Annotated in this window: 18 protein-coding genes; 4 read left to right on the top strand and 14 right to left on the bottom strand. The window is 73.3% G+C overall.

Annotated features, from left to right (window positions below; all coding sequences use genetic code 11):
* Nucleotides 1-44 precede the first annotated feature (44 nt).
* The 9 genes from ICW72_RS06255 to ICW72_RS06215 all read right to left on the bottom strand — a co-directional run bounded on the left by ICW72_RS06255 (nucleotide 45) and on the right by ICW72_RS06215 (nucleotide 16,172).
* On the bottom strand, nucleotides 45-551 hold the full coding sequence (locus tag ICW72_RS06255; protein ID WP_223880866.1) for an OmpA family protein: 507 nt from the start codon (nucleotides 549-551) through the stop codon (nucleotides 45-47).
* A 36-nt stretch (nucleotides 552-587) separates the two neighbouring features.
* On the bottom strand, nucleotides 588-872 hold the full coding sequence (locus ICW72_RS06250; RefSeq protein ID WP_223880865.1) for a glycine zipper domain-containing protein: 285 nt from the start codon (nucleotides 870-872) through the stop codon (nucleotides 588-590).
* A gap of 8 nt (nucleotides 873-880) precedes the next feature.
* Complete coding sequence (locus ICW72_RS06245) at nucleotides 881-1,291, bottom strand: Rap1a/Tai family immunity protein (RefSeq protein ID WP_191085425.1); 411 nt, start codon at nucleotides 1,289-1,291, stop codon at nucleotides 881-883.
* A 2-nt stretch (nucleotides 1,292-1,293) separates the two neighbouring features.
* Nucleotides 1,294-1,458, bottom strand: a complete 165-nt coding sequence (locus tag ICW72_RS06240) for a DUF3309 family protein (RefSeq protein ID WP_184383574.1) — start codon at nucleotides 1,456-1,458, stop codon at nucleotides 1,294-1,296.
* The gene (locus tag ICW72_RS06235; protein ID WP_191085424.1) at nucleotides 1,437-4,076 is read right to left on the bottom strand and encodes a CHAT domain-containing protein; all 2,640 of its coding nucleotides are present in this window, start codon (nucleotides 4,074-4,076) and stop codon (nucleotides 1,437-1,439) included. Before ICW72_RS06235 ends, ICW72_RS06240 begins: the two co-directional genes overlap by 22 nt.
* Nucleotides 3,986-4,609: a hypothetical protein gene (locus ICW72_RS06230; RefSeq protein WP_191085423.1), complete on the bottom strand. Its 624-nt coding sequence runs from the start codon at nucleotides 4,607-4,609 to the stop codon at nucleotides 3,986-3,988. Before ICW72_RS06230 ends, ICW72_RS06235 begins: the two co-directional genes overlap by 91 nt.
* A 3-nt stretch (nucleotides 4,610-4,612) precedes the next feature.
* A complete protein-coding gene (locus ICW72_RS06225) occupies nucleotides 4,613-11,938 on the bottom strand; it encodes a beta strand repeat-containing protein (protein WP_191085422.1) in 7,326 nt (2,441 codons plus the stop codon).
* 41 nt (nucleotides 11,939-11,979) lie between these two features.
* On the bottom strand, nucleotides 11,980-14,352 hold the full coding sequence (locus tag ICW72_RS06220; protein WP_191085421.1) for a two-partner secretion domain-containing protein: 2,373 nt from the start codon (nucleotides 14,350-14,352) through the stop codon (nucleotides 11,980-11,982).
* A 62-nt stretch (nucleotides 14,353-14,414) separates the two neighbouring features.
* The gene (locus tag ICW72_RS06215; RefSeq protein WP_191085420.1) at nucleotides 14,415-16,172 is read right to left on the bottom strand and encodes a ShlB/FhaC/HecB family hemolysin secretion/activation protein; all 1,758 of its coding nucleotides are present in this window, start codon (nucleotides 16,170-16,172) and stop codon (nucleotides 14,415-14,417) included.
* Nucleotides 16,173-16,545: 373 nt separating this feature from the next.
* Here ICW72_RS06215 and ICW72_RS06210 point away from each other — a divergent pair, with 373 nt between their 5' ends.
* The 4 genes from ICW72_RS06210 (at nucleotide 16,546) to ICW72_RS06195 (ending at nucleotide 21,414) form a co-directional block, all read left to right on the top strand.
* Nucleotides 16,546-17,646 (top strand): Bug family tripartite tricarboxylate transporter substrate binding protein, encoded by a 1,101-nt coding sequence (locus ICW72_RS06210; RefSeq protein ID WP_191085419.1) that lies wholly within the window; start codon nucleotides 16,546-16,548, stop codon nucleotides 17,644-17,646.
* Between the two features lie 63 nt (nucleotides 17,647-17,709).
* Complete coding sequence (locus tag ICW72_RS06205; protein WP_191085418.1) at nucleotides 17,710-18,795, top strand: Bug family tripartite tricarboxylate transporter substrate binding protein; 1,086 nt, start codon at nucleotides 17,710-17,712, stop codon at nucleotides 18,793-18,795.
* Between the two features lie 28 nt (nucleotides 18,796-18,823).
* Nucleotides 18,824-20,797 carry a tripartite tricarboxylate transporter permease gene (locus ICW72_RS06200; protein WP_191085417.1) on the top strand — a complete coding sequence of 658 codons (1,974 nt, stop codon included), beginning with the start codon at nucleotides 18,824-18,826 and terminating at the stop codon, nucleotides 20,795-20,797.
* Between the two features lie 29 nt (nucleotides 20,798-20,826).
* The gene (locus ICW72_RS06195) at nucleotides 20,827-21,414 is read left to right on the top strand and encodes an invasion associated locus B family protein (RefSeq protein WP_191085416.1); all 588 of its coding nucleotides are present in this window, start codon (nucleotides 20,827-20,829) and stop codon (nucleotides 21,412-21,414) included.
* 39 nt (nucleotides 21,415-21,453) lie between these two features.
* Here the strand turns inward: ICW72_RS06195 and ICW72_RS06190 are convergent, their stop codons facing one another.
* The 5 genes from ICW72_RS06190 to ICW72_RS06170 form a co-directional block, all read right to left on the bottom strand.
* Entirely contained in the window at nucleotides 21,454-22,164 is a 711-nt protein-coding gene (locus ICW72_RS06190; protein ID WP_223880864.1) for a sulfite exporter TauE/SafE family protein, read from the bottom strand.
* A gap of 88 nt (nucleotides 22,165-22,252) precedes the next feature.
* Nucleotides 22,253-23,383: a type III PLP-dependent enzyme gene (locus tag ICW72_RS06185; protein ID WP_191085415.1), complete on the bottom strand. Its 1,131-nt coding sequence runs from the start codon at nucleotides 23,381-23,383 to the stop codon at nucleotides 22,253-22,255.
* Nucleotides 23,384-23,731: 348 nt separating this feature from the next.
* Nucleotides 23,732-24,415: an ABC transporter ATP-binding protein gene (locus tag ICW72_RS06180; RefSeq protein WP_191085414.1), complete on the bottom strand. Its 684-nt coding sequence runs from the start codon at nucleotides 24,413-24,415 to the stop codon at nucleotides 23,732-23,734.
* Nucleotides 24,412-25,656 (bottom strand): ABC transporter permease, encoded by a 1,245-nt coding sequence (locus tag ICW72_RS06175; RefSeq protein WP_223880863.1) that lies wholly within the window; start codon nucleotides 25,654-25,656, stop codon nucleotides 24,412-24,414. The genes ICW72_RS06180 and ICW72_RS06175 overlap by 4 nt, the downstream gene beginning before the upstream one ends.
* On the bottom strand, nucleotides 25,653-26,678 hold the full coding sequence (locus tag ICW72_RS06170; RefSeq protein ID WP_191085413.1) for an efflux RND transporter periplasmic adaptor subunit: 1,026 nt from the start codon (nucleotides 26,676-26,678) through the stop codon (nucleotides 25,653-25,655). Before ICW72_RS06170 ends, ICW72_RS06175 begins: the two co-directional genes overlap by 4 nt.
* Between the last annotated feature and the right edge of the window lie 19 nt (nucleotides 26,679-26,697).

Genomic DNA, 26,697 nt, shown 5'->3' with positions numbered 1-26,697 from the left:
GAAGTCCGCACGCGGCCGAAGCGCGGCCGCGTGCGGGAACAGGCTCAGTCCGCCTGGCCGCGCCGCTGCAGCGCAATGTCCACCACGCGGTCGCCACCTTCCTCGGTGCTGGCCGGGCCCTGGGCCGCGGGCGGGCGGCGGTCGCCGGTCCAGCGCGTGTCGATGCGGTCGCGGGCCACGCCCTCGCGCACCAGCGCGTCGCGGACGGCCATGGCACGCTGGCGGGAGAGGCGCATATTCGCCTGGTCACGGCCCACCGGGTCGGCGCGGCCGATCACGGTGGCGCGCAGCGCGCTCTCGTCGCGCATGGAGGCAGCCACCTCGCGGACGGTCTCACGGTCGCTCTCGGTCAGGCGCGTGCTGGCGGTGGCGAAGCGCACCTGGTGCCAGCGCACATCCGCCTCCGGCTGCGTCAGCGCCTGCGGCGGCGGGTTGTAGGCCACCGGCGGCGCGGCGGGGCGCTGGGGCTGCTGGTCGGTCAAGCCCGCGCCGCCACAGGCGGCCAGGCCCAGCAGCATCACGGCGGGCAGGAGGGGGGCGAAGCGTCGCATGGTCGTGTCTCCGAAAATGGGTTGGAAGGGGGGAAATCAGTAGCGGCGGCGATAGTCGCGGCGCGGCGGCGGGCGACGGGGGTCGTAGCGCGGCTGCTGCGACTGGTCGTAGAGATAGCCGCCCACGCCGCCCACACCCGCGCCCAGCACCGCGCCGAGCGCCGTGTCGCCGCTGAAGGAGCCGAGGATGCCGCCCACCGCGGCGCCGCCGGCCGCGCCGGTCAGGGTGCGCTGGGAGGTGTCATCGAGGCCCGCGCAGCCGGACAGGATCAGCCCGCCCGCCATCAACAGGCCCATGCCCTTGGTTCGCATGCTCATCATGTCTCTCCTCACCGGCGCGGGCCGGGGCCGGGGCCACGGCAGGGGAAGCTCACCTGCGCCCAGCGCAGCATGCCGTCGAGCGCGGGTTCATTGGCGTATTGGCGGTTGTCGCGCGCCCATGCGGCGAAGCCCACGCCCGATTCCGCGATGCTGGGCCCGCGGCCCGGCACGCAGAACAGGGGCGCCCCACGCCGCGTAAGCTGGTGGAACTGCACCGCGGCCGTGATGTAGCCCTGGCAATAGGCGATGGCCTCCAGCCGCGGCACGCCGCCGCGCTGGGGGTCGCACATGCGGGCGAGGTCGCGCACCGTCTCGACATGGGTGGGCGGGTTGCCCTCCCAGCGGGGTTGCGCCGTGGCGGGCGCCGCGGCCAGCAGGCCCGCCGCCGCCACGCCCAGCGCGATGTGGCGAAGCGCCATGCTCAGATCCTCCCGAGGATGAGCAGGACCAGCAGCACGACCAGCACGACGCCCAGCACGCCCATGCTCCCATGGCCATAGCCATAGCCGTAACCGCCGATGCGGCCGGAGAAGCCACCCAGCAGCAGGATCACCACGACGATGATCAAGATGGTACCGACTGGCATTGGCATATCCTCCCGCTGGGGCCGACCCGGCCCTGATCCTGGGCGCGCCGATGGCGCGCTCGCGGGAAGAACGCCGCCGCAACAAGGCGGTTGCGGCTTGGGCGTGGCGGGAAGCTACCCCCGGCGGCGAGGGGCGCGCCCTGGGTGGTGCGGGTGGGCCCGCCGCGCCGCCCATCGCCCAGCAGGGCGAAAGGGGCCCAATAGAAGGGATGGGCCAGGCTCGGCCGCCCCGGCTGGTCCGTCAGCAGGGCGAGCTGCGCGGCACGCAGCGCGGCGGCACTCGGCGTGCCCTGGTTCTGCGCGGAGAGCATCACCGGCACGATGAATTGCGCCGCCGCGTCCGAGGCCAGCCAATGCGTCGCCAGCAGCCCGCGCGCGCCGGCCACGAAGAAGGCGCGCGCCAGGCCCGACAGCGCCTCGGCCGCCTGGGCGGTGCCCTCCACCGTCCCCGCGCCCGCCGTGTTGCAGGCGGAGAGGATGGCGAGGTCCGCATCCATGCGCAGCCCCATGATGGCGCTGGCCGGCACGAAGCTGCCCGCGGCATCGGCCGCGCCGGGCGGGTTCGAGACCATCACCGCCGGCTCGGTCAGGCAGGCGAGGTCCCCGGGCAGCAGCCCATGGGTCGCGAAATGCACGATGCGATACTGGCTGAGCCCCGCCCCCGCCACGGCGGCGGCGGTGAAGTCGCGGCCCAGCACCTGCGTGGCCCCGGCGCCCATGATCGAGGCCGCGACCCGCACCTCGCCCAGCGTGCCGGGCAGGCGGCCCAGGCCGCGCGCCACGGCCGCATCCTCGCCGCAGGTGGCGGCGGGGAAGCTCGCGCGCAGCTGCGCCTCGGCGGGCGGCAGGAAATCCCCGAAGCCGATATAGGGGCGCGGGGCCGCGCTGGCCGGCGAGGCCTCGCGCAGCCGCACCAGCGCCTGAACCGAGGGCGCGTGGACGATGGCGTGGCGGCGGATCAGCCAGGGCGCGGCCGAGAGGTTGGCAGGGTCGGCCGGGCCCGTCAGCAGCATGGCGAAGGGCAGGGCCAGCAGCGGCCCGTCCGGCACCACCACCAGCGTGGCCGCGCCCTCCAGATAGGCATCGAGGGGGCCGAGCAGCGCGGCATGCAGCGCCGCCGCCGCCGCCGTGTCGAAGGCGGGCAGGCGCCCGCCCTGCGGCCCCTCGCCATCCACCGCCGCCCGCGTGGCGGCGACCAGGCGCCCGGCCTCGGCCACGGTGAGGGAAAGCCGCGCCAGCGCCGCCGGACGGCCCGGCCGCAGCGCCAGGGCGTAGGAATGCCGGGGGCCGAGGAGGAACTGCACCATGGCCTCGCCCTGGCCCAGCACGGCCAGCGCGGCCTCCGCCGACACCGCCTCGTCGCGGAGCTGGCGGAAGCCCGGGGCCGCGGCCAGCGCCTCGGCCTCCGCCTCCTCGCGCGCCGCGCGCTGGGCGGCGATGCGCTGGTCCAGCGCGCCGGCCGGGCGGCCCGTGGCCAGCAGCGCGTCGCGCTCGGTCAGCAGGGCACGGAGCTGGATGTCGGCATCCTCGCGCCGGCGCACGGCGGCGGCCACCGCCTCATTGCCATCGGCGGCGGCGAGGCGCGCGCTGGCCTGCGCCAGGAAGCGCGCTGTCTCGTTGCGCCGGGCGAGCTGGGCGGCGGCGAAGGCCTCGGCCCGCAGGGCGGGCGCCTCGGCCGGCTGGGCCCGCGCCCGCGCGTCCAGCGCGTCGAGATAGGGGATGAGGTCCGCCACGGCCACGCCGATCTGCCGCTCGCGCAGCAGCGTGGCGCCCTGGCGGAAGGCGGCCAGCGCCTCCTCCGTGCGGCCGGCCGCCACCCATTCCCGGCCGGCGAGGAAAAGCGTGGAGGCCACCGGCCGTTCGCCCGGCAGGGTGGCGGCCAGCCGCGCGCTCGCCTGTGTCAGCAGCTGGGCCGCGGGCAGGCTCTGCCCCGCGCGCGTCAGCAGGGCGCCTTCGGTGCGCAGCCGCCTTCCCTCCAGCGTGGCGGGCGCGAGCCCGGCCGCGCGCAGCACGGCGGCGCTGCGCCGCACCCCCTCGCGGGAGGCCGCGTCATCCCCGCGGCGCGAGGCGATGACGCCGCGGTAGCGGATGCTCTCCGCCAGGCCCAGCACGGCGTTTTGCGCCTGCGGTTCCAGCAGCTCGGGCAGAAGGCCGCCGGCCGGCGTGCCGGCGCGCACGCCGGCGGGCACCAGCGCGCCAAATCCCGCCTCGGCCGTGGCGAAGCCCGCCTCGGCCGCCGCCAGGTCGCCGCGGTTCAGCGCGTGCATGGCGCGATACTGCGCGAGGCGGGGCGCGGCCGTGCGGTCGGGCGCGCCCGGCAGCAGGGCCTCGGCGCGGGCGAAGAGGCGCTCGGCCTCCTGCACGCGCCCCTGGTTCGAGAGGTTCAGCGCGATGTGCATGATGGGCGTGGCGAGGCTCGGGTCCCGGTCATTGCCCAGCGCCGCCACCCGCACCGCCAGCGCCTGGCGGTAGGCGTCCTCGGCGGCGGCGAAGTTCTCGGCCTGGTTCAGCTCCCGCCCCAGCAGCATCATGCGCTCATACAGGGCCTCGTCCGCCGCGCCGGTGCGGTCCGCGGCCAGGCGCGCGACCGCGATCTGCAAGGCGCCGGAGCGTGCCATGGCCCCCCGGTGGCCGCCGCCCCCGTCGCCATCTGCTCGATGGGCGGGATGGCGGCGGGAATGCCGTCGGCCAGCACCAGCCCGCCCGGCGCCTCGATGGCCAGCGCCACATGCGCGGCCCCGCTGGAGCGCCTCCGGCAGGCCAGCAGCTGGGCCGGCGCCCCACCGGCCACGTTGGTGGCGACCGGTGCATCGCAGACGAAGCGCTGGTCGAGCCAGGCCCGCCAGGCGCCCCCGCCGGCCGCCTGTGACGCGGTGAGCCCGCCGCCCATCCGGTAGATGCGCGCGGAGGGCTGGGTCCAGCCGCCGCAGAACACCTCCTCCGCGCGGCTCACGGGCGCATCGAAGGCGGGCGCCCGCGCCGCCTGGGCGAAGCAGGCCTCGCCGCGCGCATTGGCCGCGACGGGGCGCGTCTCGACGGAAGCGCGCTCGCGGGCCAGGGGCGCATAGGCCTCGGGCGGGGGCGTCGCGCAGGCGCCGAGCAAGGCCGCGCCCAGCAGCGAGGAGAGGGTCAGCGCGGCGAAGGGGCGCATGGCTCAGTAATCCTCATCGGCGACGTTGGGCAGCAGCACGTCCGATTCATCCAGGCTTGGCAGGGGGTTCATCAGCACCAGCGTGGTCACCTGCGTGACCGGAGGCAGGGTGAAGCTGACGGGCGCCACGCAGTTGACGGACGAGATCACGCAGTCGTTGAAGCGGTATTGGCTCAGCCCGAGAGAGTCGGGGCCGAAGCCGCGCCGGTCCCCGGCGAGCTGGCCCAGACGCGCCGTGGCCACCCCGCTGATCCCGCCGAGTTCGCCCAGCACCTCGAAGGCGCGGCCGGTGGCGAGCGGGTTGCCGGGGCGGCCGAACACGCCCAGGCGGCCCGCCTCCAGCCGCCCGGTGGCGGTCCCGCCATTGATGAGCACGAAGACGGGAAGCCGCCCCGCATTCATGTTGAAGGCGATGTTCCCAGCCGGCGCGGAACTGGGTGTGGCCGGGCTGCCGTCATCGGCGCCGAAGAGCAGCTGGCCCTCCTGGTTCGACGTGCCGGCCACCTGCCAGCGCTGGTTGGCGGGCGCCACGCCCGGCTGGTCCGTCGTCGCGGGCGTCAGGGCGTCGGGCAGGCGCACCACGGCCACGCCACGACGCGTGTCGAGAATGACCAGCGATGCGCGGGCCGGGTCGAGCGCCGCGACATTCGTCGGTGCCTCGCCCGCCTGGCCGATCCCACCCGGGGCCGCCAGCAGCAGCCCCGTGCCGACGGCGAAGCCGCTGCCCGCGGTGGTCAGGGTGCCGCCCGCCACCAGTTCCGCCCGCTCGGCGCGCAGCGCGCTGTCCGTGACCGACATGTCGGCCCCCGCCTCAAGCCGCAGCGGCTGGAATTCGGCCGGTGTCGCGGCGGGCGCCGTGCTGGCCCCCAGCGCCACGCCCGAGAGGCGCATCCCGCCGTCCGAACGCAGCAGCAGCCCGAGCCCGGCCTGCATGGCGCCACCCGTGACATCCAGCGCGCCGCCGGCCACCAGGCGCATCGCCCCGCCCGCGACCAGCGTGCTGGGGTTCACCACCACATCGCCGGCCGCCTGGAGTTCCACCCCCTGGCCGGCGGTGAGGGAGGTGTTGCGAAGGCTCGCCCCCGCGGTGGTGCTGAGGGTGATGCCCCCCGCCTCGGCCCGCGCCACCACATCCCGCAGGCTGATCCCTCCGGCGCCGGCCGTGAGGCCGAGCGATGGCCCGGCCGTCAGGCTGCCGCCGCCAAGGGCAAGGCCCGTGCCCGCCGTCAGGGTCATGGCCCCGCCCGCCGAGAGCGTGGCCTGCGGCGCCGAGAGCGCGCCGCCCGTCTCCATCGCCAGCGACGCCCCGGCGATGACGGAGAGCCCAGGGTCCAGCGACAGCGTGCCGTCGGGCACCGCCAGCGTGAGGTCGCCCCCCGTGGCAAGCAGGTTCCCCCGCAGCGCCACGGGCCCGCCCGCCACGCGCAGGTCGAGGTCGCGCCCCGCCGTGATGGCGAAGAGCTCGGGCGTCGTGATCCGCCAGTCCAGGTCGCGCCCGATGGTGAGGGCGCCGCCCGCATCCCCCAGGCTGGCCGCCTGCGCGGTGCCGCCGGTCTGCAGCGCGTCGCGACCGGCCATAAGGCGCAGCGCCCCGCCGGCCACGAGGCTGCCGCCCGATTGCAGCACATCCTGGCCGGCCGACAGTTCCAGGCTGCCTCCGGCTTGAACCGAGCCGGCGGTGAGGGCGAGGTCGCCCGCGGCGTGGAGGCGCGCGGCCCCGTCCGCCTCGATGGCCCCGGCATTGCTCAGCCCGCCCTGGGTGGTCTGGAGAGCAAGGTCGCCCCCGCGGGTGGTGCCCAGCGCCAGCGCCCCGCCGCTGGGGGCGGTCGTGCCCGCCAGCGCCGCGGCCCGGGCGTCGGGCATGGCGAGGTTGAGCGCGATCTGCCCCGTGCCGCTTTCGATCCGCGCGCCGGCCTGGTTGACCAGGCTCGGGACGGTCGCGCCCTGGGTCACGAGCAGGCCGTGGTTCAGTATTCCCCCGCCCTGAATCTCCGTCGCGGCGAGCAGGCTGTAGTTGCTGAAGCCGCCCCTGATCGTCCCGGCGACCAGGGTGCCGGCATTGAAGAGACCGCTGACAATCTCGTCCGCCGCCAACCGGCCGGTATTGACGAGGCCGTCGCTCGCATGGATGTGGTGCGCGCGCAGCTCGCCGCCGACGGCGTTGTTCAAGTAACCCCTGCCCGCGAAGATGCTGCCCGCGACGATCAGCCCGCCATTGTTCACCCCGTGCTCCGCTTGGATCATGGAGGTGTCGGCGGGACCGCAGCCGCAGCCCAGGATGATGGCGCCGGTGTTCTCGAACGAGCCCATGAGGCCGCTCTGGACGGTGCCGCCCGAGAGGTCCTGCGCGTAGATCCCTCCCTCGTTGATCACGCCCACGCCGACGACGGAGACCGTGCCGGCTTCGGCGGTCACCCAGCGGTTCTGCGGGATCCTGATGGTGTGATAGGCGACGAACAGGCGCAGCCCCCCGCTGCCCGAGGCCAGCACCGATCCCTCGACATCGAACGTCGCACCCCCACCCACGGAGCGGAACTCCAGCCGGTCGGGCTGCCGCGCCAGCGGGTCCGAGTTGCGTGTCCCGCCCCAGAGCGAGATCAGGTTGGGGGCCACGCCATTCACCGTGCCCGCATCGGTCAGCGGCGCGAGGCGCCTCACCGAATTGTCGCCATCCAGCACCAGGTCGCGCCCCGCCACGGCGCCAAAATCGTGGACCCAGATCGTGCCCGAGCCCGTGATGGACCCGTCCGCGTAGAGTTCCAGCGCCCGCACCCGGTCGAGCAGGTCCACGGCGCCCGGCAGGGTGATGTCGCCCACCGTGGTCCCGTCCAGCGCGCCGATGCGCAGCACGGAGGTGGGGTTGGTCGTGCCATCCGCGCCCGTGCCGCCGATCCGCCACAGCTCCGCCGTGCTGAGCGAGAGCGTGCCCGCCGCGTCGCCGCCCAGCGTCACGCCGCGCCCGAGGGTGAAGGGCGCAAGGCGCACCGCGCCGTTCGGCACCGCCAGCGTCATGCCGCCCGCGACGGCGCCCAGCGCCATGTCGTCGGCCACCAGGGTCAACGACCGGCCGCCGCCCACCGTGATGCTGTTGTCCACGGTCAGCACGCCCGCCGGCCCCGGGGCCGCGCCCGGCGCCACGCGCAGCACCGCGTCGCCCCCCGCCGTGACCGGCGCCTCCACCGTCAGGCTGCGCCAGGTGGACAGGGTGAGGTTCCCGCTGGCCCGCAGCCCGTCCTGGGTGCGCTCCGCGCCGGGTGTGCGCAGGGTGCCCAGCTCCGTACCGGCGATGATGCGGTCTATCGCGTTGCCGCTGGCGGCACCTGGCGCCGCGCCGTCATCCAGCAGCACATCGCCGCCGAGGCCGCGCGCGGCGAGGCCGGCCACGCTCACGCGCGTGCCCGCATCCTGCGTGATGCCCGCGCCGGAGACGAGTTCGAGCGCCGCGACGCGCGCCCCGCCGATGGTATCGGTCAGGCTGGCGGCGTCGCTGGGCGCGACATCCTGGCGCAGCAGCACATCGCCGGTGAGGGTGATGGCGCCCGCCGCCGCCTCGCCGATGCGAAGGCGCTGCGCGGCGCCGGTCGCGCCATCCGCGCCCGCGCCGCCGATGCGGGCCAGCTCCGCGCTGGTGAGCGAGAGGGTGCCGGCCACCTCCGTGCCCAGGGTGATGGCGCGCCCCGCCGTGAGGGGCAGCAGCCGCACGGTGCCGCCGGGCGCCACCAGCGTCATGCCGCCGGCCACGGCGCCCAGCGCCATGTCGTCCGCCACCAGGGTCAGGCTGCGCGTCGCGCCCACGCGGATGGGCGCGTCCACCACCAGGCCGCCACCCTCCACGCGCAGCAGCGCATCGGCGCCGGCGCGGATGCCGCCCCCGGCCTCCACCGTCAGCGTGCTGGCCTGGGTCGTGAGGCGCACCTCTCCCGTCGCCGCGCCGATGCCGAAGGCGCCCATGGCGGGGGCGTCGGCGAAGAGCGGGAGGCTGCCGGGCGAGACGCCGATCCGTGCGAAGCTGTTGCCCGCCTGGTCGAGCTGGATCAGCCCTTCCGCGCGCGCGGTGATGCCTGGCGCGGTGATGGTGCCGCCGGTCTGCGTGATGTCGCCCGCCTCGGCGATGAAGTGCAGCGTGCCGCCCCCGGGCAGCGCGACGCTGTCCGGCGCCGCCCCCCAGGCGCCGCCGGCCTGGGTGATGTCGCCCGTCTCGGCCAGGATGGTGGCCGCGGCGCCCAGGGTCTCGGTGACGGTGGCGGGCGGGGTCGCGGGTGCCGCGCCGCCGGTGAGGGCGCCCGTGCGGGCCTGGGCCGAGGTCAGGCTGAATTCGGCGGTGGCGCTGCCGCCACCCGCGCCCATGCTGCCGTCATTTTGCAGCACGCTGCCCCGGGCCTCGATGGCGGTGCCCAGCATCACGCCCGCATTGGTGATGTCGCCCGCAGTGGCGCGGATGGTGCCGCCCAGGATGCGCCCGCCGGCCTGGTTCACGATGGAATCAGCCGTGACATTGCCGATGATGGTGCCGGTGTTGACCAGCGGGCCGGCCACGGTCCGGTCGCCGACGAAGACCGTGCCGAACTGCCCGGCGATGCCCGTCCCGGTGATGAGGGCGCCGGCATTGTCCGTGATACCCGTGATGGTCCGCGCCACCATCAGCCCGTTATTGGTGGCGATGCCGGCGATGCGCGTGCCATCCGGCGCGGGCGTGGCGTCGAGGCCGAGCGCGATGGTGCCGTTGTTGGTGCCGCCGCCGGCCAGCACATGGGAATCCGGCCCGCCCGCATTCAGGGCGATGGGCGTGGCGACCAGCGTGCCATTGTTGAGCAGGCTGCCCGTGACATTGACCTGCAGGGCCCCGGCCTCGGCGGCGACCCAGCGGTTGCTGTTCACCGTCAGGTCGGCCGTCTGCGTCAGCACGAGGCCGCCGCTGCCCGAGGCCAGCACCGAACCCGCCACGGTCAGCGCGGGCGCCGTGTTGCGGAACTCCAGCCGGTCCGGGTTCCGGTCGGCGGGCAGGGCGGTCGCGTCCGTGTTGCGCGTCCCGCCCCAGAGCGACACACCGGTGAGCACCACGCCATTCACCGTGGTCGTGTCGGTGATGCCGGCGAGGCGCGCCACGGCATTGGCGCCGTCCAGCACGAGGTTCCCCGCCGCCACCGCGCCGAAATCGCCCACCGTGATGGCGCCCGCGCCCGTCAGGTCGCCGCCCGCGAAAATCTCCAGCGCCAGCACGCGCCCGCCGAGGTCCACATCGCCCGCCACCGTGACGTCGCCGGCCCGGATGTCGCCTGACGGCCCGGCGCCGATGCGCAACACCGTGGCCGGGTTGGTGGTCCCGTCCATGCCCGCGCCGCCGATGCTGGCAAGCTCGGCGGTGGAGAGCGAGAGCGTGCCCGCCACCTCAGCCCCCAGCGTGACCGCGCGCCCCGTGGTGAAGGGCAGCAGCCGCACCGCGCCGCCCGGCACGATCAGCGCCGGCGCGCCCGTCGCGATGGCCATGTTGTCGGCCACCATCGTGAGCTGCCCGGCCGAGATGTCGTTGGCCACCTCCAGCAGCAGCCCCGCGCCGGCGACCGTGATGCCGACCGCGCCCGCGGTCGTGCCCAGGGCGTCAATGCGCGTCACGCGCAGATTGGCGGCGTTGCGGAACGCGATGTCGCCGCCATCGGTGCGCGCATTGAGGCGCTGGGCCTGGTTGTCGCCCGTGAGGTTCACGCTGCCCGCGCGCGAAAGCAGGCTCCCGTCGCCCCGCGCCACCAGGTTGTTGGTGGTGATGACGCCGCTGCCCAGGATGCCGCCCGGCGTCTCGAGGTTCACGGGGTTCGCGCCGGCATTCACCGCCGCGTCCACCGCGATGGTCGTGCCCGTGGCGGAGGTGGCGCGCAGCGTCAGCTCGCCCGTGGTGCGGGTCAGGTCCGACAGCACCTGCACGGAATCGGAGGCCACGAGGCGCAGATGCCCGGTGCCGAGGAAGCTGGCGAGAAGGGCCGGGTTGAACGCGGTGGCGCCGGGGCCGCCCAGGCCGATGGTGATGCGGCCGGGGCTCAGCCGGTTGAACTCCACCAGGCCCGATGCGCCCGCGCTCATGTTCGCGGCCAGCGTCAGCACATCGGCCGTCATGACGATGGAGCGCGCATCGGGGGCGGTGACGGTCCCGCCCGCGCCCTGCACGATCCAGCCATCCGCCTCGGTCGTGGCGAGGGTGATGTGGCCCTGGGCGAAGTCCAGCGGCGGCGCGACGCTCTGCACCGGGCCCTGGATCGTCAGCCGCGCGCCCCCCTGGAGCTGGATGTTGCCGCCCTGCACGGGGCCGTCCACCACCAGGTTGCTGTCGGCGTTCGTGGCCACGAGCTCCACCGCGCCGCCGATGTCTCCCGTGCCCGTGCCCGCGCCGCTGCGCGCATTGGCCTGCAGCACCGTGAAGCCCGCGCCCTGCCGGTAGGTCAGCGCCGCGCCATCCGTGCGCGCATCGAGCGTGGCGATGGCGTTGGTGCCGGTGATGTCCAGCCCGCCCGCGCGGCCATCGGTGAGGTCGAGCCCGGCGTCGCGGATGAAGAGCGTGCCCCCCGCCACGCCGCCGCCGGAGATGATCCCGTCCGAGCCCAGCGTGACATCGCCGCTTCCCGCATTGGCCTGCGCCACCGTGAAGGCGGCCGCCTGCGCGAAGGTCAGCGCCGCGTTGTCGGTGCGCGCGTTGAGGGTGGCGATGGTGTTGGTGCCGGTGATCTCCAGCCCGCCCGCCCGGCCATTCGCCATGTCGAGCCCGGCGTCGCGGATGGTCAGCGTGCCCCCCGCCACGCCACCACCGGAGATGACCCCGTCCGAGCCCAGCGTCACGTCACCGGCGGAGGAAGCCGCCCGGGCCACCGCGAAGCCCCCGGCCTGGGCGAAGGTCAGCGCCCCCGAGGTCCGCGCATTGAGCGTGGCGATGGCGTTGCCGCGGAGGTCCAGCCCGCCCGCCAGCGTCTCGGCGAGGCCCAGCCCCCGGATGATCAGCGTGCCGCCCGTGACATTGCCGCCCGTGATGGCGAAGTTGGAGCCGAGGGTCACATCGCCCGTGCCCGCATTCGCCTGCGCCACCTCGAAGCCGTTGTTCTGCCGGTAGCTCAGGGCGGCGTCGTTCACCCGCGCGTCGAGTGTCCCGGAGAAGTTGCCCACCAGATCCAGCCCGCCCGCGCGGCTCGCCGCATCGAGGTCGGCGCCGCGGATGATGAGGTTGTTGCCACCCCCGCCCGTGCCCTGGATGACGCCGTCCGAACCCAGCGTCACATCGGCGAAGGCCGCGACCGCGTTGGTGACGGAAAAGCCCGCCATCTGGGCGAAGGCCAGGTTGCCACCCATGGTCCGCGCGTCGAGCGTGCCGATGGCGTTGCCCGCCCCGGTCAGGTCGAGCGCGCCCGCGCCGAAGCCCCCAACGTGGCATCGCGGATGATGAGCGTGTCCGCGACGACATGGCCGCCCGTGATGGTCCCGTCCGAGCCCAGGGTGACATCCCCTGTGCCCGCATTGGCCTGCACCACCTCGAAGCCGCCCGCCTGCGCGAAGGTCAGCGCCGCGTCGGCCGTGCGCGCATCGAGCCGCGCCACGGCATTGGTGCCGGTCACCTCCAGCCCGCCGGCGCGGCTGGTGCCCATCGCGGCGCCACGGATGACGAGGTCGCCCGCCGTGATGTTGCCGCCCGAGATCAGCCCGTCCGAGCCCAGCTCCGCGACCCCGCCCGCGCCCACCTCCATCCGGGTCACGACCAGCGGGGCCACCTGCGCGAAGGACACGAAGGCGTCGAAACCCCGCACGTCCAGCGCCCCCACGTCATGCGTGCCCGTCAGGTTCAACCCCTGCGCGGCCGAGGCGTCGGTCTCGTCGAAGCCGCGGACGCGCAGCGTCCCGGGCGTGGTGACGCCGCCCGTGCCCGTGATGCCGAAGGTGGCGTTGAAATTCACGCCGCCACTCGCCGACAGGTTGGCGTTGACCACGATGTCGCTGTTGGAGGTGAGCGTCAGGCTGCCCGTCAGCACGGAGATGGGGGCATTCACCGCAATGCCCGTGCCGCCGAAATTCGTCGTTCGCAGCGTCAGGGAATGGGCGGGCATGGTGATGGCGCTCGCCACCACCAGGCTGTTCTGCGCCTCCAGCGTCACATTGCCGGCGAAGCCCGCGATGTCGGCCGGGGTGATGATGACGGTGGTGGGGTCGCCCGCCGCGCCATCGGTGGTGAAGCCGCCGCCAGACAGGGCGCCATCCGTCTCCTCCGGCGGGTTCGCCGCCGTGTCGCGCACGATGATGTTGCGCGGATCAATCAGCAGCGTCCCCGCCGCCCCGCCCGGCCCCGCGCCCACATCCACCCGCGCGAAGTTAAGCGTCAGGCCCCGCATGCCCGAGACCTCGACGAAGCCGCCATCGCCCCCCTGTGGGCCGCCGCGCGCGGAAAGCCGCGCCGCCATCGCCGTGCGCTCGGCGCTGTTCACGACGATGACGCCGCCCGGCCCCGCCTCGGTCGCGTCCGCGCGCACCGTGGCCCCATTCTCCAGCAGCGTCTCGCGCGCCATGGTCTGGGCGCGGCCGAGCCCCGTGGTGCCGACCAGCGCCTCGCCCCCGCCCGCGCCGCCCGAGGCATCCAGCTCCGCCCCCGCCGCCACCGTCACCCGCTCGGTCGCCTGCACGGCCACGCGGCCGCCGCGCGCGTTCGGCCCCGTGCCGCGCGCGGCGACCCGGCCCTCCACGCGCGCGCGCGCCGTGCCATTGCCGCCCACCCGCACCTGCCCACCGCCCGCGGCACCGGAGGCCGAGACGCGGGCCCCCGCCGCCACCGTCACCCCCGCGCCGGGGGCCGTGATGTCCACCCGCCCGCCCGGCGCCGTCACCGCCCCGCCCGCGATGGCGACCTCGCCGCCACGGCCCTCGATGGCCACGCGCGCGCCCGTCACCTGGCCCGTGTTGCGGACCACCTGTTCGACAAGCCCGCTCGCCGCCTGGGCGGTGAGAATGACCTGCCCGCCCTCGGCCGCGATGACGCCCGAATTGGTCACCAGCGCCGCGCCGCCATCGGGCCGCTGCCGCACCGCCCCCGTCACCTCGATGGACAGCAGCCCATCTCCCGCGAGGTCGAGGCGATAGGTCTCGGCACCCGCCACGATGGCCGTGCCCAGCCGCGCGCGGATGGCGCCCTGGTTGGCCACGCCCGGCGCCACCAGGGCGGCGAGGCCGCGCTCGGCCACCGTGATCTCGCCGCGGTTCTCCACGCGCGCGCCGAGATTGGGCGTGCCGTCGAAGACCATCCGCCCGGCCATGAAGTTCTGGTTGGTGATGCCGGCCGCGCTCGCCACCAGCGAGCCCACATTGACCTGCGCGCCCTCGGCGAAGACGACGCCCGAGGGGTTCACGATCGCCACGCCGCCATTGGCCGTGATGCGGCCGGCGATCATGGACGGGTCCGGCGTGTTCACCCGGTTCAGCGTCCAGGCATTCTGGCTGGGCTGGGTGAAGTTGACCGTGGCGTCGCGCCCCACGTCGAAGCGCTGCCAGTCGATCACCGCGCGGTCGCTGCCCTGGGTGATCTGGGTGCGGTTGCCCTGCTGCTGGATCAGCGCCTGGCCGGCCGTGACCTGGCCGCCGGTCGGCATGGCATTGGGCGCCTGGGCCTGGGCCGGGGACAGCATGGCCAGCGGCAGCAGGGCGGTCGTGCCCAGCAGCAGCGCGCGGGGAGAGGCCCAGGCCGCGATGCTCGGGATCTTCTTCGCCATGCTCTTCGGGGCCATGCTCGGTTGCTCCAGCATCGGGCCACGGCCATGCTGGCCGGGGGCGGAAGGGTTGGGTCGGCTCAGAACCGCATCAGCGCGCGCACATAGCCCGCCGTGGCGGCGAGCGGCGGCACCGCGGCCCCGCCCGCATCCACCCGGCGGGTGATGCGGTGCACGGCCTCGATGTCGAGGTGGAAGACGTCGTTGAACACCGTCCGCACCCCGCCGCCGAAGGATTCCACCCGGCGGTCGGGGTCGGTGGGCAGGTTCTCGTAGGTCCGGCCCGCATCGTAGAACATGTAGAGCTGCGCGCTGTGCCGGATTTCGGTGGGCTGGCCCGGCGTGAATTCCAGCGTGAAATTCGGCAGCCGCAGGTCGAGCTGCGCCTCCAGCGCGATGGCCACCGCGCGGTCACCGCTCACCTGGCCCGTGTAGAAGCCGCGGCCGATGCGGTTGCCGCCCAGGAAGTATTTCTCGGCCGCCGGCAGCACGGCATCGCTCCATTGCCCGGCCAGCGTGGCCTGCAGGCTGAACAGCGCATTCTCGCTGAGGGCGAGGAGCGGCTGGGTGCGCGTCAGCTCGCCCGAGATCTTGGTGAAGCCCGCATCGCTGCCGCGGCGGGAAGGGCCGGGCAGGCTGCCCGCGCGCGTGGCCCCCAGCGCCGCGATGCCCTGGTGCAGGCGCACGAGGCCCTGTGTCGTCGCGGCCGCCGGCGCGAAGGAGAGCAGCGTGTCGCGGAAATTCCCGTCGAAGCCCGCGCGCAGCACGCGCAGGCTGTCATGGCTGGCCCGCACCGCCGGCGCCGCGCCCGTGTCCACCGTGTTGTCGAAGATGTCGAACTGGGCGCCGACCGTCAGGTTCATGGCACGGCTGCGGATGACGGGGTAGGAGAGCGCCACGCCCGCCGTGGTGGTGAAGCCCGCATAGCCGATCTCTGCGAGCGGCCCGCTGGGCGTGGTGCGCCCCGCCCCGGCGTAGAGCCGCACCCGCAGCCCCGAACTACCCACGAAGAATTCCGTCGTCGCCTGGCCGAAGAGGGATTCCGCCTCGGCCGAGGTGAAGAAGGCGGCCTCCGTCCGCTCGCCCAGCGAGGTGAAGGAATTGCCCTGGGCCAGGGCCAGGAACTGCACCGGCCCCGTCAGGCGGAAGCCGCGATTGTCCACCGTCAGCAGCCCCGAGAAGGGGCGGCGCGAGACGTCGGCCAGCAATTCCAGCTCCCCCGCCACGCCGCCTTCCAGCGGGCGCAGCACGCCGCGCACCGTGACACCCGGCACGTCGCCCGCCAGCAGCAGCGCGCGCTCGATCCGCGCGACCGAGGCGGCGCCCTCCGACACCGCGCCCTCCAGGAAGCGCAGCACCTGCACGCCGGCGGGGCCGATATCCTGGCTGAGGCGCACGCGCGCGATGCGCCCCTCGCGCACCGTCACGCTGAGGTCGAAGCCCTCGGCGCCGGGCTCGCCGGTGATGGCCACGCTGATGAAGGGATAGCCGGCCTGGCGGTATTCGGTCAGGACCGCGATGCGCGCGGCCTCGATCTCGGACTGGCTCACCTGGCGGCCCGCCAGCCCCGCGACATGGCGTTCGAGCCGCGCGGCGGGCAGGGTCTCGTTGCCGGTGAGGCTGACGCGGCCGATCCGCACATCGGGCGCGCCCGGGGCGATGGGTGTCGCGGTGATGGCCGGACCTTGCAGGCCGGGCGAGAGGCGCGGCGGGGCGGGGGGCACGATGTCGCGCAGCACCTCCTGCGGCGCGATGGCGGGTGGCGCGGGCTGGGCCTGGGCGATGACCGGCAGGGTCGCGGCAAGTGAGGTCAGGAACAGACCACGGCGCAGCGCCACTTTGCAGTGACCGCGCCACAGGCGAATTCGTGAACCCCCCATCGGTTTTCCCCCGCGTCACCGCGCCAGACTTATCCGCAACATTCGCAGAACGTCACAACCAAGGAATACGCCGTATTGGCGTTATTTTACGGAAGCGCGAGAGACAATGCACGCATGCGGCGTATTTCTCCGTTTTTCCTGCCGGCCCGCAACCCGTGGTGGCGTTTCCCCGCTGGCCGCGCTTGTCAGGTGCGTGACGTGACCGGACATGCGGAGCCACGGGCTACATGCAATCCTGGCTTGACCCTGGCGCATCCGCCCGGCAAGCCTGCTGCAAAGCCCATCCGCGCGCCGGCCTGGGCGAAAAGCCGATTCCAGGGAGACGTCCATCATGAGCCCCATCACCCGCCGCACCCTGATGGCCGGCGGCGCCGCCCTCGCCTCAGCCCCCGTCGTGGCGCAGGCCCAGACGCGCGCGGATTCGCGCGTGGATTTCAGCGGCCGCACGCTGGAATGGGTCATCCCCTTCGCCGAGGGCGGCGGCAGCGATGTCTGGGCGCGCTTCCTGGCCCCCTTCCTGTCGCGGCACATGCCGGGGCGGCCCACCATCATCATCCGCAACGTGCCCGGCGGCGGCTCGATCACCGGCACCAACGACTTCTACGCCCGCGCGCGGCCGGACGGGATGAGCTTCATCGGCACCTCCGGTTCCACCCAGGTGCCCTTCCTGCTGGGCGACCGGCGGGTGCGCTTCAGCTACGCCAACATGCCGCCCGTCTTCGTCTCGCCGACCGGCGGCGTCTGCTACATCCCGGCGCGCTTCGGCGTGGCCAATGCGTCGGAGCTGGGCCGGCTGCGCGGGCAGGAGCTGGTCTATGCCAGCCAGGGGGCGACCTCGCTCGACGTCGTGCCCATGCTGGCCTTCGAGGCGCTGGGCCTGCGCGTGCGCCACGTCTTCGGCATGCGCGGCCGCGGCGAGGGGCGCCTCGCGCTGGAGCGCGGCGAGGCCAGCATCGACTACCAGACCAGCTCCGCCTATCTGCGGCAGGTGGTGCCCATGGTGCAGGCGGGCAATGCCGTGCCGCTGTTTTCCTGGGGTGTCGTGGACGCGCAGGGCGTGCCGCAGCGCGACCCGACCTTCCCCGACATCCCGCACTTCACCGAAGCCTATGAGATGATGCACGGGCGCAAGCCCTCGGGTGTCGCCTATGACGCCTACCTGGCCTTCGCGACCGCAGGCTTCGCGGCCCAGAAGCCCGTGATGCTGCCGCCCAACACGCCCGCCAACATCGTGGAGACCTACAAGGCCGCCTTCGCCTCCATGATGACCGACCCCGAATTGCTCGCGAACAAGGACGCGGCCCTGGGCGAATACGAGCAGGCCACGGGCGATGCCATCGGGCCCCTCTATCGCCTCGGCACCACCATCGCGCCCGAGGCGCGGGAATGGGTGCGCAACTACCTGACGACGAACCACAACGTGCGCTTCTGACGCGCGCGGCGGGCGTGCCCGTGGTGCGCCCGCCACCAAGAACAGACAAGGAAGGACAACGCCATGACGAAGCTGCATCGCCGCACGCTGCTGGGGGCCGCGGGGGCCGCCACCTTGGCCACCCCCGCCATCGCCCAGGCGCCCGTGACTTTCGCCGGCCGCACCATCGAATTCGTGATCCCCTTCGCCGAGGCCGGCGGCAGCGATGTCTGGGCGCGTTTCCTGGCCCCCTTCCTCTCGCGCCATCTGCCGGGCCAGCCCAATGTCATCGTGCGCAACGTCCCCGGCGGCGGTTCCATCACGGGCAGCAATGACTGGGCGCAGCGGGCGCGGCCGGACGGGTCGAGCCTCTTCGGCCCCTCCGCCTCCACGCATCTGCCCTTCCTGCTGGGCGACCGGCGCGTGCGCTATGACTACGCGAACTGGACGCCCGTCATCGTCTCGCCCACCGGCGGCGTGGTCTGGGTCTCGACCCGCACCGGCATCACGGACGGCGCCGACATCGCCCGCCTGCGCGGGCAGGAGCTGGTCTTCCCGAGCCAGGGTGCGACGGGCTTCGACCTCGTGCCCATCCTGGCGCTGCATCTGCTGGGGCTGAACGTGCGCTACGTCTTCGGCATGCGCGGCCGCGGCGAGGCGCGCATCGCGGTCGAGCGCGGCGACGGCTCCATCGACCACCAGACCACGCCCGCCTATCTCAGCCAGGTGGTGCCGCTGGTGCAGGCGGGGCAGGGCGTGCCGCTGTTTTCCTACGGGCTGCCGGACGCGCAGGGCAACATCCAGCGCGACCCCTCCTTCCCCGACATTCCGACCTTCGAGGAAGTCTACCAGCGCATGCACAACCGCGCGCCGGAGGGCCAGGCCTATGAGGCCTATCGCGCCGCCTCCATCGCGGCCTTCGCGGGGCAGAAGCCGGCCGTGCTGCTGAAATCCACCCCCGCCCCCATCATCGCCGCCTACCGGCGCGCCTTCGAGGACATGGTGGCCGACCCCGAACTCAAGGCGCGCGGCGAGACCGTGCTCGGCGTCTATCCGCAGGCGGTGGGCGATGCGGCGGAAAGCCTCTACCGCCACGCCACCACCATCTCGCCCGAGGCGCGGGAATGGGCGCGGAACTTCCTGACCACCCACCACAACGTGCGCTTCTGACACCGCCCCCGCCACCGAAAGCCCCATCATGCTGGACCTGCTGCTGAGCACGTTGCTCGACCTGCTCACCCTCAAGCACATGACCTTCATGATGGTGGGGGTGACGGTGGGCCTCGTCATCGGCGTGCTGCCGGGGCTGGGGGGCATCGCCGGCCTGTCGCTGCTGCTGCCCTTCATCTACGGCATGGACCAGACCTCGGCGCTGGCCATGCTGATCGGCCTGGTGGCGGTGGTGCCGACGGCCGACACCTTCTCCTCCATCCTGATGGGCATTCCCGGCTCCTCCGCGTCACAGGCCACGGTGCTGGACGGCTTCCCCCTGGCCCGCCAGGGCGAGGCGGCGCGCGCGCTGGCGGCCGCCTTCTTCGCCTCCATGCTGGGGGGGATGTTCGGCGCCGTGGTGCTGACGGCGGCGGTGCTGGCGGCGCGGCCCATCATCCTGGCCTTCGGCTCGGCCGAATTGTTCATGCTGACGCTGTTCGGACTATCCACCGTGGCGGCGCTCTCGGGCGGGAACCTCGCCAAGGGCGTGGCGGCGGCCTGCCTCGGCCTCGCCTTCGGCATGATCGGCGCCGCCCCCGCCACCGGCGAATACCGGATGGATTTCGACACGCTCTATCTCAGCGATGGCCTGCCGCTCGTCATCGTGGGCCTGGGCATCTTCGCCCTGCCCGAGATGTTCGACCTGCTGCGCGGCGGCGGCGCCATCGCGAAGCAGGGGCAGAGCCTCGGGCGCGGCTGGTTCCAGGGCGTGCGCGACGTGATCCGCAACCCGGGCCTGGTGCTGCGCTGCTCCGGCATCGGCGCGCTGATCGGCGCCATCCCCGGCATCGGCGGCAGCGTGGTGGACTGGATCGCCTACAGCCACGCCATGCAGACCTCGAAGGACCGCAGCCAATACGGCAAGGGCGAGATCCGCGGTGTCATCGCCCCGGAATCGGCCAACAACGCGGTGCAGGGCGGCGCGCTGCTGCCCACGCTGCTCTTCGGCATCCCGGGCTCGGGCTCCATGGCGATCTTCCTGGCGGGGATGATCCTGCTGGGGCTGCAGCCGGGCCCCTCCATGGCCGAGCGCGACCTCAACATCACCTACACCATCATCTGGTCGCTCGCGATCGCGAACCTGCTGGGCACGGCGCTGTGCATCGCCCTCGCCCCCGGCATCGCGAAGCTGACGCTCGTGCGCTACACGCTCATCGCGCCCTTCATGGTGATGGTGCTGTGCTTCGCGGCCTTCCAGGCGACGCGCAGCTACTACGACCTGCTGGCGCTGGTGGCCGTCGGCGTGCTCGGCGTCTTCATGCGCCGCTTCGGCTGGTCGCGCCCGGCCTTCCTCATCGGCTTCGTGCTGTCCTTGGGGGCGGAGCGCTATCTCTACCAGGCGGTGCAGTTCTCGGGCTGGGACTTCCTGACGCGGCCGCTGGTGCTGGTCATCCTCGCCCTCACGCTGCTCTCGCTCTGGGCGGGTCTGCGCAAGAGCAGCGGTTCGGGCGCCATCAACACCGAGGGCGCGGCCGAGGACAGCCGCGCCTCCCGCATGTGGCCGCAACTCGCCTTTGCCGCGGTGGTGCTGGGGCTGTTCGTCTTCACCTTCGCGGAGGGGATGAAGAACTCCTACCTCGCCCTGATGTTCCCCGTGGCGGTGGCCTGCGTGGGCGGGGCCTGCGCGCTGTGGGTGCTGTTCTGGCAGTCGCGCGGGGCGGTGGCGGCGGGCAGCGCTAATTTCGACACCGAGGCTGAGGCCAAGGATTACGGCCCATGGCCCTTCCTGGGCTGGTTCCTGGGCATCGTGGCGTTGACCGGGCTCATCGGCTTCTTCGCGGCGCTGGTGCTGTTCTTCCTGGCCTTCCTGCGCGTGGTGGCGCGCTGCCCCTGGTGGCAGGTGCTGGTGCTGACGGCCGCGGCCTGCACCTTCCTGCTGGTGCTGGCCTCCTCCCTTAACCTGCTGTTTCCGGGCGGTGTGCTCCAAGCCCATGTAGACCTGCCCTGGCCTTTGCGCTGACCATGGGGCGAACCTGACCAGGAGGCTTCATGAAGGCCAAGCTGCTGCTCACCCTCGCCCTGCTGGCGGCGCCCATGGCGGCACTGGCGCAATCCCGCCAGGCCGCGCCCGCGCCCGCGGCGCCCCCGGCCGCCCCGCCCGCGGCGCCCGACCGCACCTCCGCCGCCTATGGCGACTGGACGCTGCGCTGCGAAACCACCCGCCCCGCCGGCCAGCCCGCCCAGCGCCTGTGCGAGATCGCGCTCACCTTCACCGATGCCCGCAACCAGCCTGTCGCGCAGATGGTGATGGGCCGCACCGCCCGGGCCGAGCCCATGCGCGTCATCCTGCAAGTGCCCATCGAGGCGCGGGTGGAGGAGGCCGCGCGCCTCCAGGCCGACCCCGCCGCCGCGGCGGGCGAGGCGCTGAGCCTGCCCTTCAGGCTGTGCTCGGTGGCGCGCGGCGGCTGCTTCGCCGAGGCCGAGCTGCCCAATGACGCCGCGCTCCGCCGCCTGCGCGCGCGCGGCGATGCGCCGGGGCGCGTCACCTTCCGCGACAGCGCCGGGCGGGAAATCCACCTGACCATGAGCCTGCGCGGCTTCGGCGCGGCGCTGGACGCGCTGGGGCGCGAGGGCTGAGCTAGCCGATCACCAGCCGCACGCCCGAGACCAGCAGGATCAGCGCCAGGACGATGCGCAGCCCCCGCTCGGGCAGATAGCGGCTGCCCAGCACGGCCCCCGCCACACCCCCAGCGCGACCGCGACCAGCCAGAGCGGCAGGGCAGGGGGCATCTCGCCCCACCAGGCGAAGGCGCCCAGCAGCGCGGCGCCGGAATTCATGAGGTTGTAGACCGCCGTCAGGGCCGCGGTCTGGCGCGCCGTGGCCCAGTTCATCGCGAGGATCACGGGGGCGAGGAAGACGCCGCCGCCGGTGCCCGTCGTCCCCGAGACGAAGCCGATCACCGCGCCGGTGGCGAGTGCGGCGAGGAAGGGCGGGTGGCGTGGCGCCGCCTCGGCCGACGCAGGGCGCCGCAGCGCGGACCGCGCCATCTGCGCCGCCGCGGCCAGCAGCACCAGGCCCACCACGGGGAAATACAGGCCGGGCGGCAATTGCACCGCGCCCCCCAGCAGCGAGAAGGGAAAGCCCAGCGCCGCATAGGGCCAGACATGGCGCCAGGAGAGCCGCCCCGCGCGCAGGAACAGCGCCGTGCCGATGGCCGCGACCAGCAGGTTCAGCGCCAGCGCCGTGGTCTTCATGGCCAACGGCGCGAAGCCCAGCCAGGCCATGAGCGCGACATAGCCCGTGGCCCCGGCCTGGCCGACCGAGGCATAGACCAGCGCGATCAGGAAGAAGGCGGCGGCGAGGGGAAGCGCGTCTGAATCCGGCATGCCGCAGCGTCACTCCGCCGCAGGGGCCCGGCAAGCGAAACGGGGGAGGCGCGATGCGCCTCCCCCCATGCGGCTCAGACCCTGTGGGTCAGATGTAGTGCTCGGCCAGCGGCGTGAAGCCGTTGAACCTCTGGCTGGCATAGGTGGTGACGTAGGCGCCGGTCGCCAGCATCTCCACCTTGTCACCGTCTCGCAGGGCCATGGGCAGCCGGTAGTTGCTCTTCTCGTAGAGCGTGTCCGTGCTGTCGCAGGTGGGCCCCGCGATGGTCACCGGCCCCTCCGACGCGCCGTCATGCGGCGTGCGGAAGGCGTATTTGATGGCCTCGCCCTCGGTCTCGGCCAGGCCGCCGAAGCGGCCGATGTCGAGATAGACCCAGCGCACCGGGTCTTCCGCGCCCTTGCGCGAGACCAGCACCACCTCGGACTGCACGACGCCCGCATCGGCCACCAGGAAGCGGCCCGGCTCGATCACGATCTCGGGCAGGGAGTTGCCGAAATGCTTGACCATGGCGCCCATGATGGCCGCGCCGAAATCGTCGATCTCGGGCACTTCCGCCTTGTAGCGCACCGGGTAGCCGCCGCCGAGGTTCACCATGCGCACCTTCACGCCGGCCTCCTCGAGGTCGGTGAAGAGCATGGCGACCTTGGCGATGGCCGCTTCATAGGCCGCGGTCTGGGTCTGCTGGCTGCCCACATGGAAGGACAGGCCGAAGGCGTCGAGGCCCAGCTCACCGGCGCGGATCATCAGCGCGCGCGCCATCTCGACCTCGCAGCCGAACTTCCGGCTGAGCGGCCATTCGGCGCCGTCATTGCCGACCAGGATGCGGCAATAGACGCGCGCACCGGGGGCCGAACGGGCGAGCTTCTCCAGCTCCGCCTCGCTGTCGAAGGCGAACATCCGCACGCCCGCCGCATAGGCGGCCGCGATGTCGCGCTCCTTCTTGATGGTGTTGCCATAGCTGATCGCACCGGGAGCGGAGCCGGCGTCGAGGCACATGGTCACCTCCTGGAAGGAGGCGGCGTCGAAGAAGGAGCCGAGCCCCACCAGGCGCTCCAGGATGGGCGCGGCCGGGTTCGCCTTCACGGCATAATAGATGCGCGCGAGCGGAAGCGCCGCCTGAAGCCGGCGGAAATTGTCTTCCACGCGGTCCACGTCGAGCACGAGGCACGGCGTGGCCGGTTGCGTGTCCGCGAGATAGCGAGCGACCTTGGGGGTCATCGCACCATCCTCCACTACATATGTGGAACGCCCCCATCCCAGGGGCCGCCCCAGATTGACGAAACGGTCGAACGAACCAGCGACCAGAAGAAAACCATGCGCGGCCCCCATCAGGGGCAACACACGGGGTTGCCAGAACGCTTGACGTCGTTGCGTAAACCTTGCGCCGCGGTGGCAAGCCTTAACTTTGGCTCAGCTCCGTGGGCCTGGGGCCAGAGGCACGTGCGTACTGCGTCTTGTAAGGGGGGACATACGCCCTGATTCGTCCCCATGCAAGGGTTATCGGGCCGATTCCGCCCCGCGCGCAGGGCTGTTTCCCGCTGTGCGCATAAGGATTTAACGGCCCATTCAGCGCCGCGTGTCGGACACCACCGCCCCATCCACCAGATGCACCCGCCGCGTGGCCCGCGCGGCCAGGTCCGGGTCATGGGTCACGACCAGCACGGTGCGGCCTTCCGCCTGGGTCATCCGCTCGAAGATGTCGAAGACGGCGGCGGCGTTCTTCGTGTCCAGGTTGCCCGTGGGTTCGTCCGCCAGCACCAGCACGGGGTTGTTCGCCAGGGCGCGGGCGATGGCCACGCGCTGGCGCATGCCGCCCGAAAGCTGTTCCGGCAGTTTGGCCGCGGCCGGCGCCAACCCCAGCCCCTCCAGCAGCGCCATCGCGGAGACCCGCGCCGCCTCGCCCTCCAGCGCCCCCAGCTTGCGGATGGGGATCAGCACGTTCTCCAGCGCGGTGAATTCCGGCAGCAGGAAATGGAACTGGAAGACGAAGCCCAGATGCCTGAGCCGCAGCGCGGCCATGGCCGGCGGCGCGAGGCCCACCGTGTCCTGGCCCTCCAGCAGCACCTGGCCCTCGGTCGGCCGGTCGAGCAGCCCCAGCAGATACAGCAGCGAGGACTTGCCCGAGCCTGACGGCCCCGTGATGGCCACGAACTCCCCATGGCCGAAGCTGAGGTTCACGTCGCGCACCAGCGTGACGCCCTCGGCGGCCAGGCGGCGCGTCATGCCCCGCGCCTCCAGCAGCACGGTCACGCCGCCCCCCGCACCACCTGCACGGGGTCGAGCCGCGAGGCCCGCCGCGCCGGCACCAGCGCCGCCACCGCCGAGGAGGCGATGGCGAAGCCCGAGGCGATCACGTAGATGCGCCAGTCGCGCGACAGCACGAAGCGGTCCTGCCCGGCCGGCGTGTCCACGCCGAAGCGCACCTGGGCCAGCCCCTCGATCATGGCGGCCCCCAGGGCACAGCCCAGCACCGCCCCCAGCACCCCCACCACCAGCCCCTGCACGAGAAACAGCCGCTGGATGTCGCCCTCCGCGAAGCCGAGGGATTTCAGGATGGCGATGTCGCGCGTCTTCTCGAACACCACGGTCGAGATGATGTTGTAGATGCCAAAGGCGGCGACCAGCAGGATGGCCCCCGTCACCGAATACATGATGGCGTTCTGGATCACGAAGACGGTCAGGATGTTCCGGTTCTGCTCCTCCCAGCTTTCGGTGCGGTTGCCGAAGCGCGCCTCGATGCGGCGTGCCAGGGGTTCGGCCTGGGTCACGTCCGCCAGCCGCACGAGGATCTGGTTCACCGTGTTGGGCCGGTTCTGCAGCACCTGCTGCACCGTCAGCAGCACGAAGCCCTGGCCCTGGTCCACATTCTGGATGCCGGTGCGGAACAGCCCCGCCACCCGCATGGACAGCACCACCCCGGCAGGCGAGATGGCCGAGATGGTGTCGCCCATCCCCACCCCCAGCCGCTGCGCCAGCGCCTCGCCGATGATGATGCCGTTCGCCGTGGCGCGCAGATCCTCGAGCCGCCCCGCGAACATGTCCTTCTCGATGTTGGAGACGCGGCGGTGCCGTTCCGGGTCCACGCCCAGCAGCGTGGCCGAGACGTCGCGCGCGCCATAGCGCAGCAGCGCCTGGCCCCCCAGCACAGGGGCGGCGGCCACGCCGGGCATGGCTTCCAGCATGGCCAGCTTCTCACCCGCGGCGCGGATGCCGCGGATGCTGTCCTGCGGCCGCACCCCCCGCACCGAGACGGCCCCCTCGGGCGAGGCCAGCATGGCCGCCTGCACCGGCGGCGCGCGCGTTTCGTCCTTGATGGTGATGTGCGGCGCCACGTCGATGATCTGGGCCACGAAATAGGTCTGGAAGCCGCGCATCATCCCCGCGATCGCGATGAAGAAGGCGACCCCCAGCGCGACCCCCATGACCGAGACCAGCGTCTGCCTGCGCCGCCGCCGCAGCATGCCGCGCGCCAGGTCCAGGATGAGGTTCACGGCGCCCGGACCCGCTGGCCCTCGCGGAAGGAGGGCCTCGCCTCCGCCACCACCGAATCACCCCGGGCGAGGCCTTCCAGCACCTCCACCGCCCGCGCGCCCTGCACGCCCAGCAGCACGGCGCGGCGCTCCAGCCGCCCCTCGCGCACCAGCCAGACATGGCCGCGCCTTGTGCGGCCGGGCGGGCTGTCGGGGTCCAGCGCCACGGCGGCGGGGGGTACCAGCAGGGCGTCGCTCGCCTCGCGCAGCACGATGTTGGCCTCCACCGTCATGCCCACCATCAGCGGCGTGTCCTCGGACAAAGCCAGGCGCACGCGATAGGCCTTGCGCGTCGTGTCGCCGCGCGGGGTGATCTGCGCGACCTCGCCCCGCAGCACCCGGCCCGGGAAGGCATCGGCACGCAGCAAGGCGGGCTGGCCGATCATGACGCGGGCGATGTCCTCCTCATCCACCTCGGCGGTGACGCGCAGGGGGCGGATTTCGCCGATCCAGAAGAGGGTGGTGGGGGTGTCCACCACCTCGCCCACCTCGCCATCGCGGCGCAGCACCACGCCGCCGGCCGGCGCCCGCACCACATGGTCGTCCAGGCGCTGGCGCGCGGCCTCGGCGGTGGCGCGGGCGGCCTCGGCATCGCGCTCGGCGCGGTCCAGCGTGGCGCGGGCGGCGATGTCGCGGGTGACGAGGGCGCGGGTGCGGGCCAGGTCGTCCTGGGCGAAGCGGGCGCGGGCCTCGGCCTCCTCGGCCAAAGCGCGGGTCTGGCGGTCATCGAGCCGCGCCATGGGCTGGCCCTCGGTGACGCGCTGGCCCTCATCCACCAGCAGGGCGGTCAGGCGGCCGCGCGTGGCGGGCCCCACGCGGGCCATCTGCACCGGCTCGACGGAACCGGTGGCATAGACCGCCTCCAGCGCCGGCCCGGTGGTGACGGGGGCCATTGCCAGGCGGGGCGGCGCGCCGAACCAGGCCCAGGCCCCGCCCGCCGCGAGGAGCAGCAGGGCCGGCAGGAGAAGGCGACGACGGAACATAAGCGGGAGGTTAACACGC

This window comes from Roseococcus microcysteis, assembly GCF_014764365.1.
GTDB lineage: Bacteria > Pseudomonadota > Alphaproteobacteria > Acetobacterales > Acetobacteraceae > Roseococcus > Roseococcus microcysteis.
The sequence above is the reverse complement of the archived record's forward strand: the minus strand, read 5'-3'. Positions and strand labels throughout refer to the sequence as shown.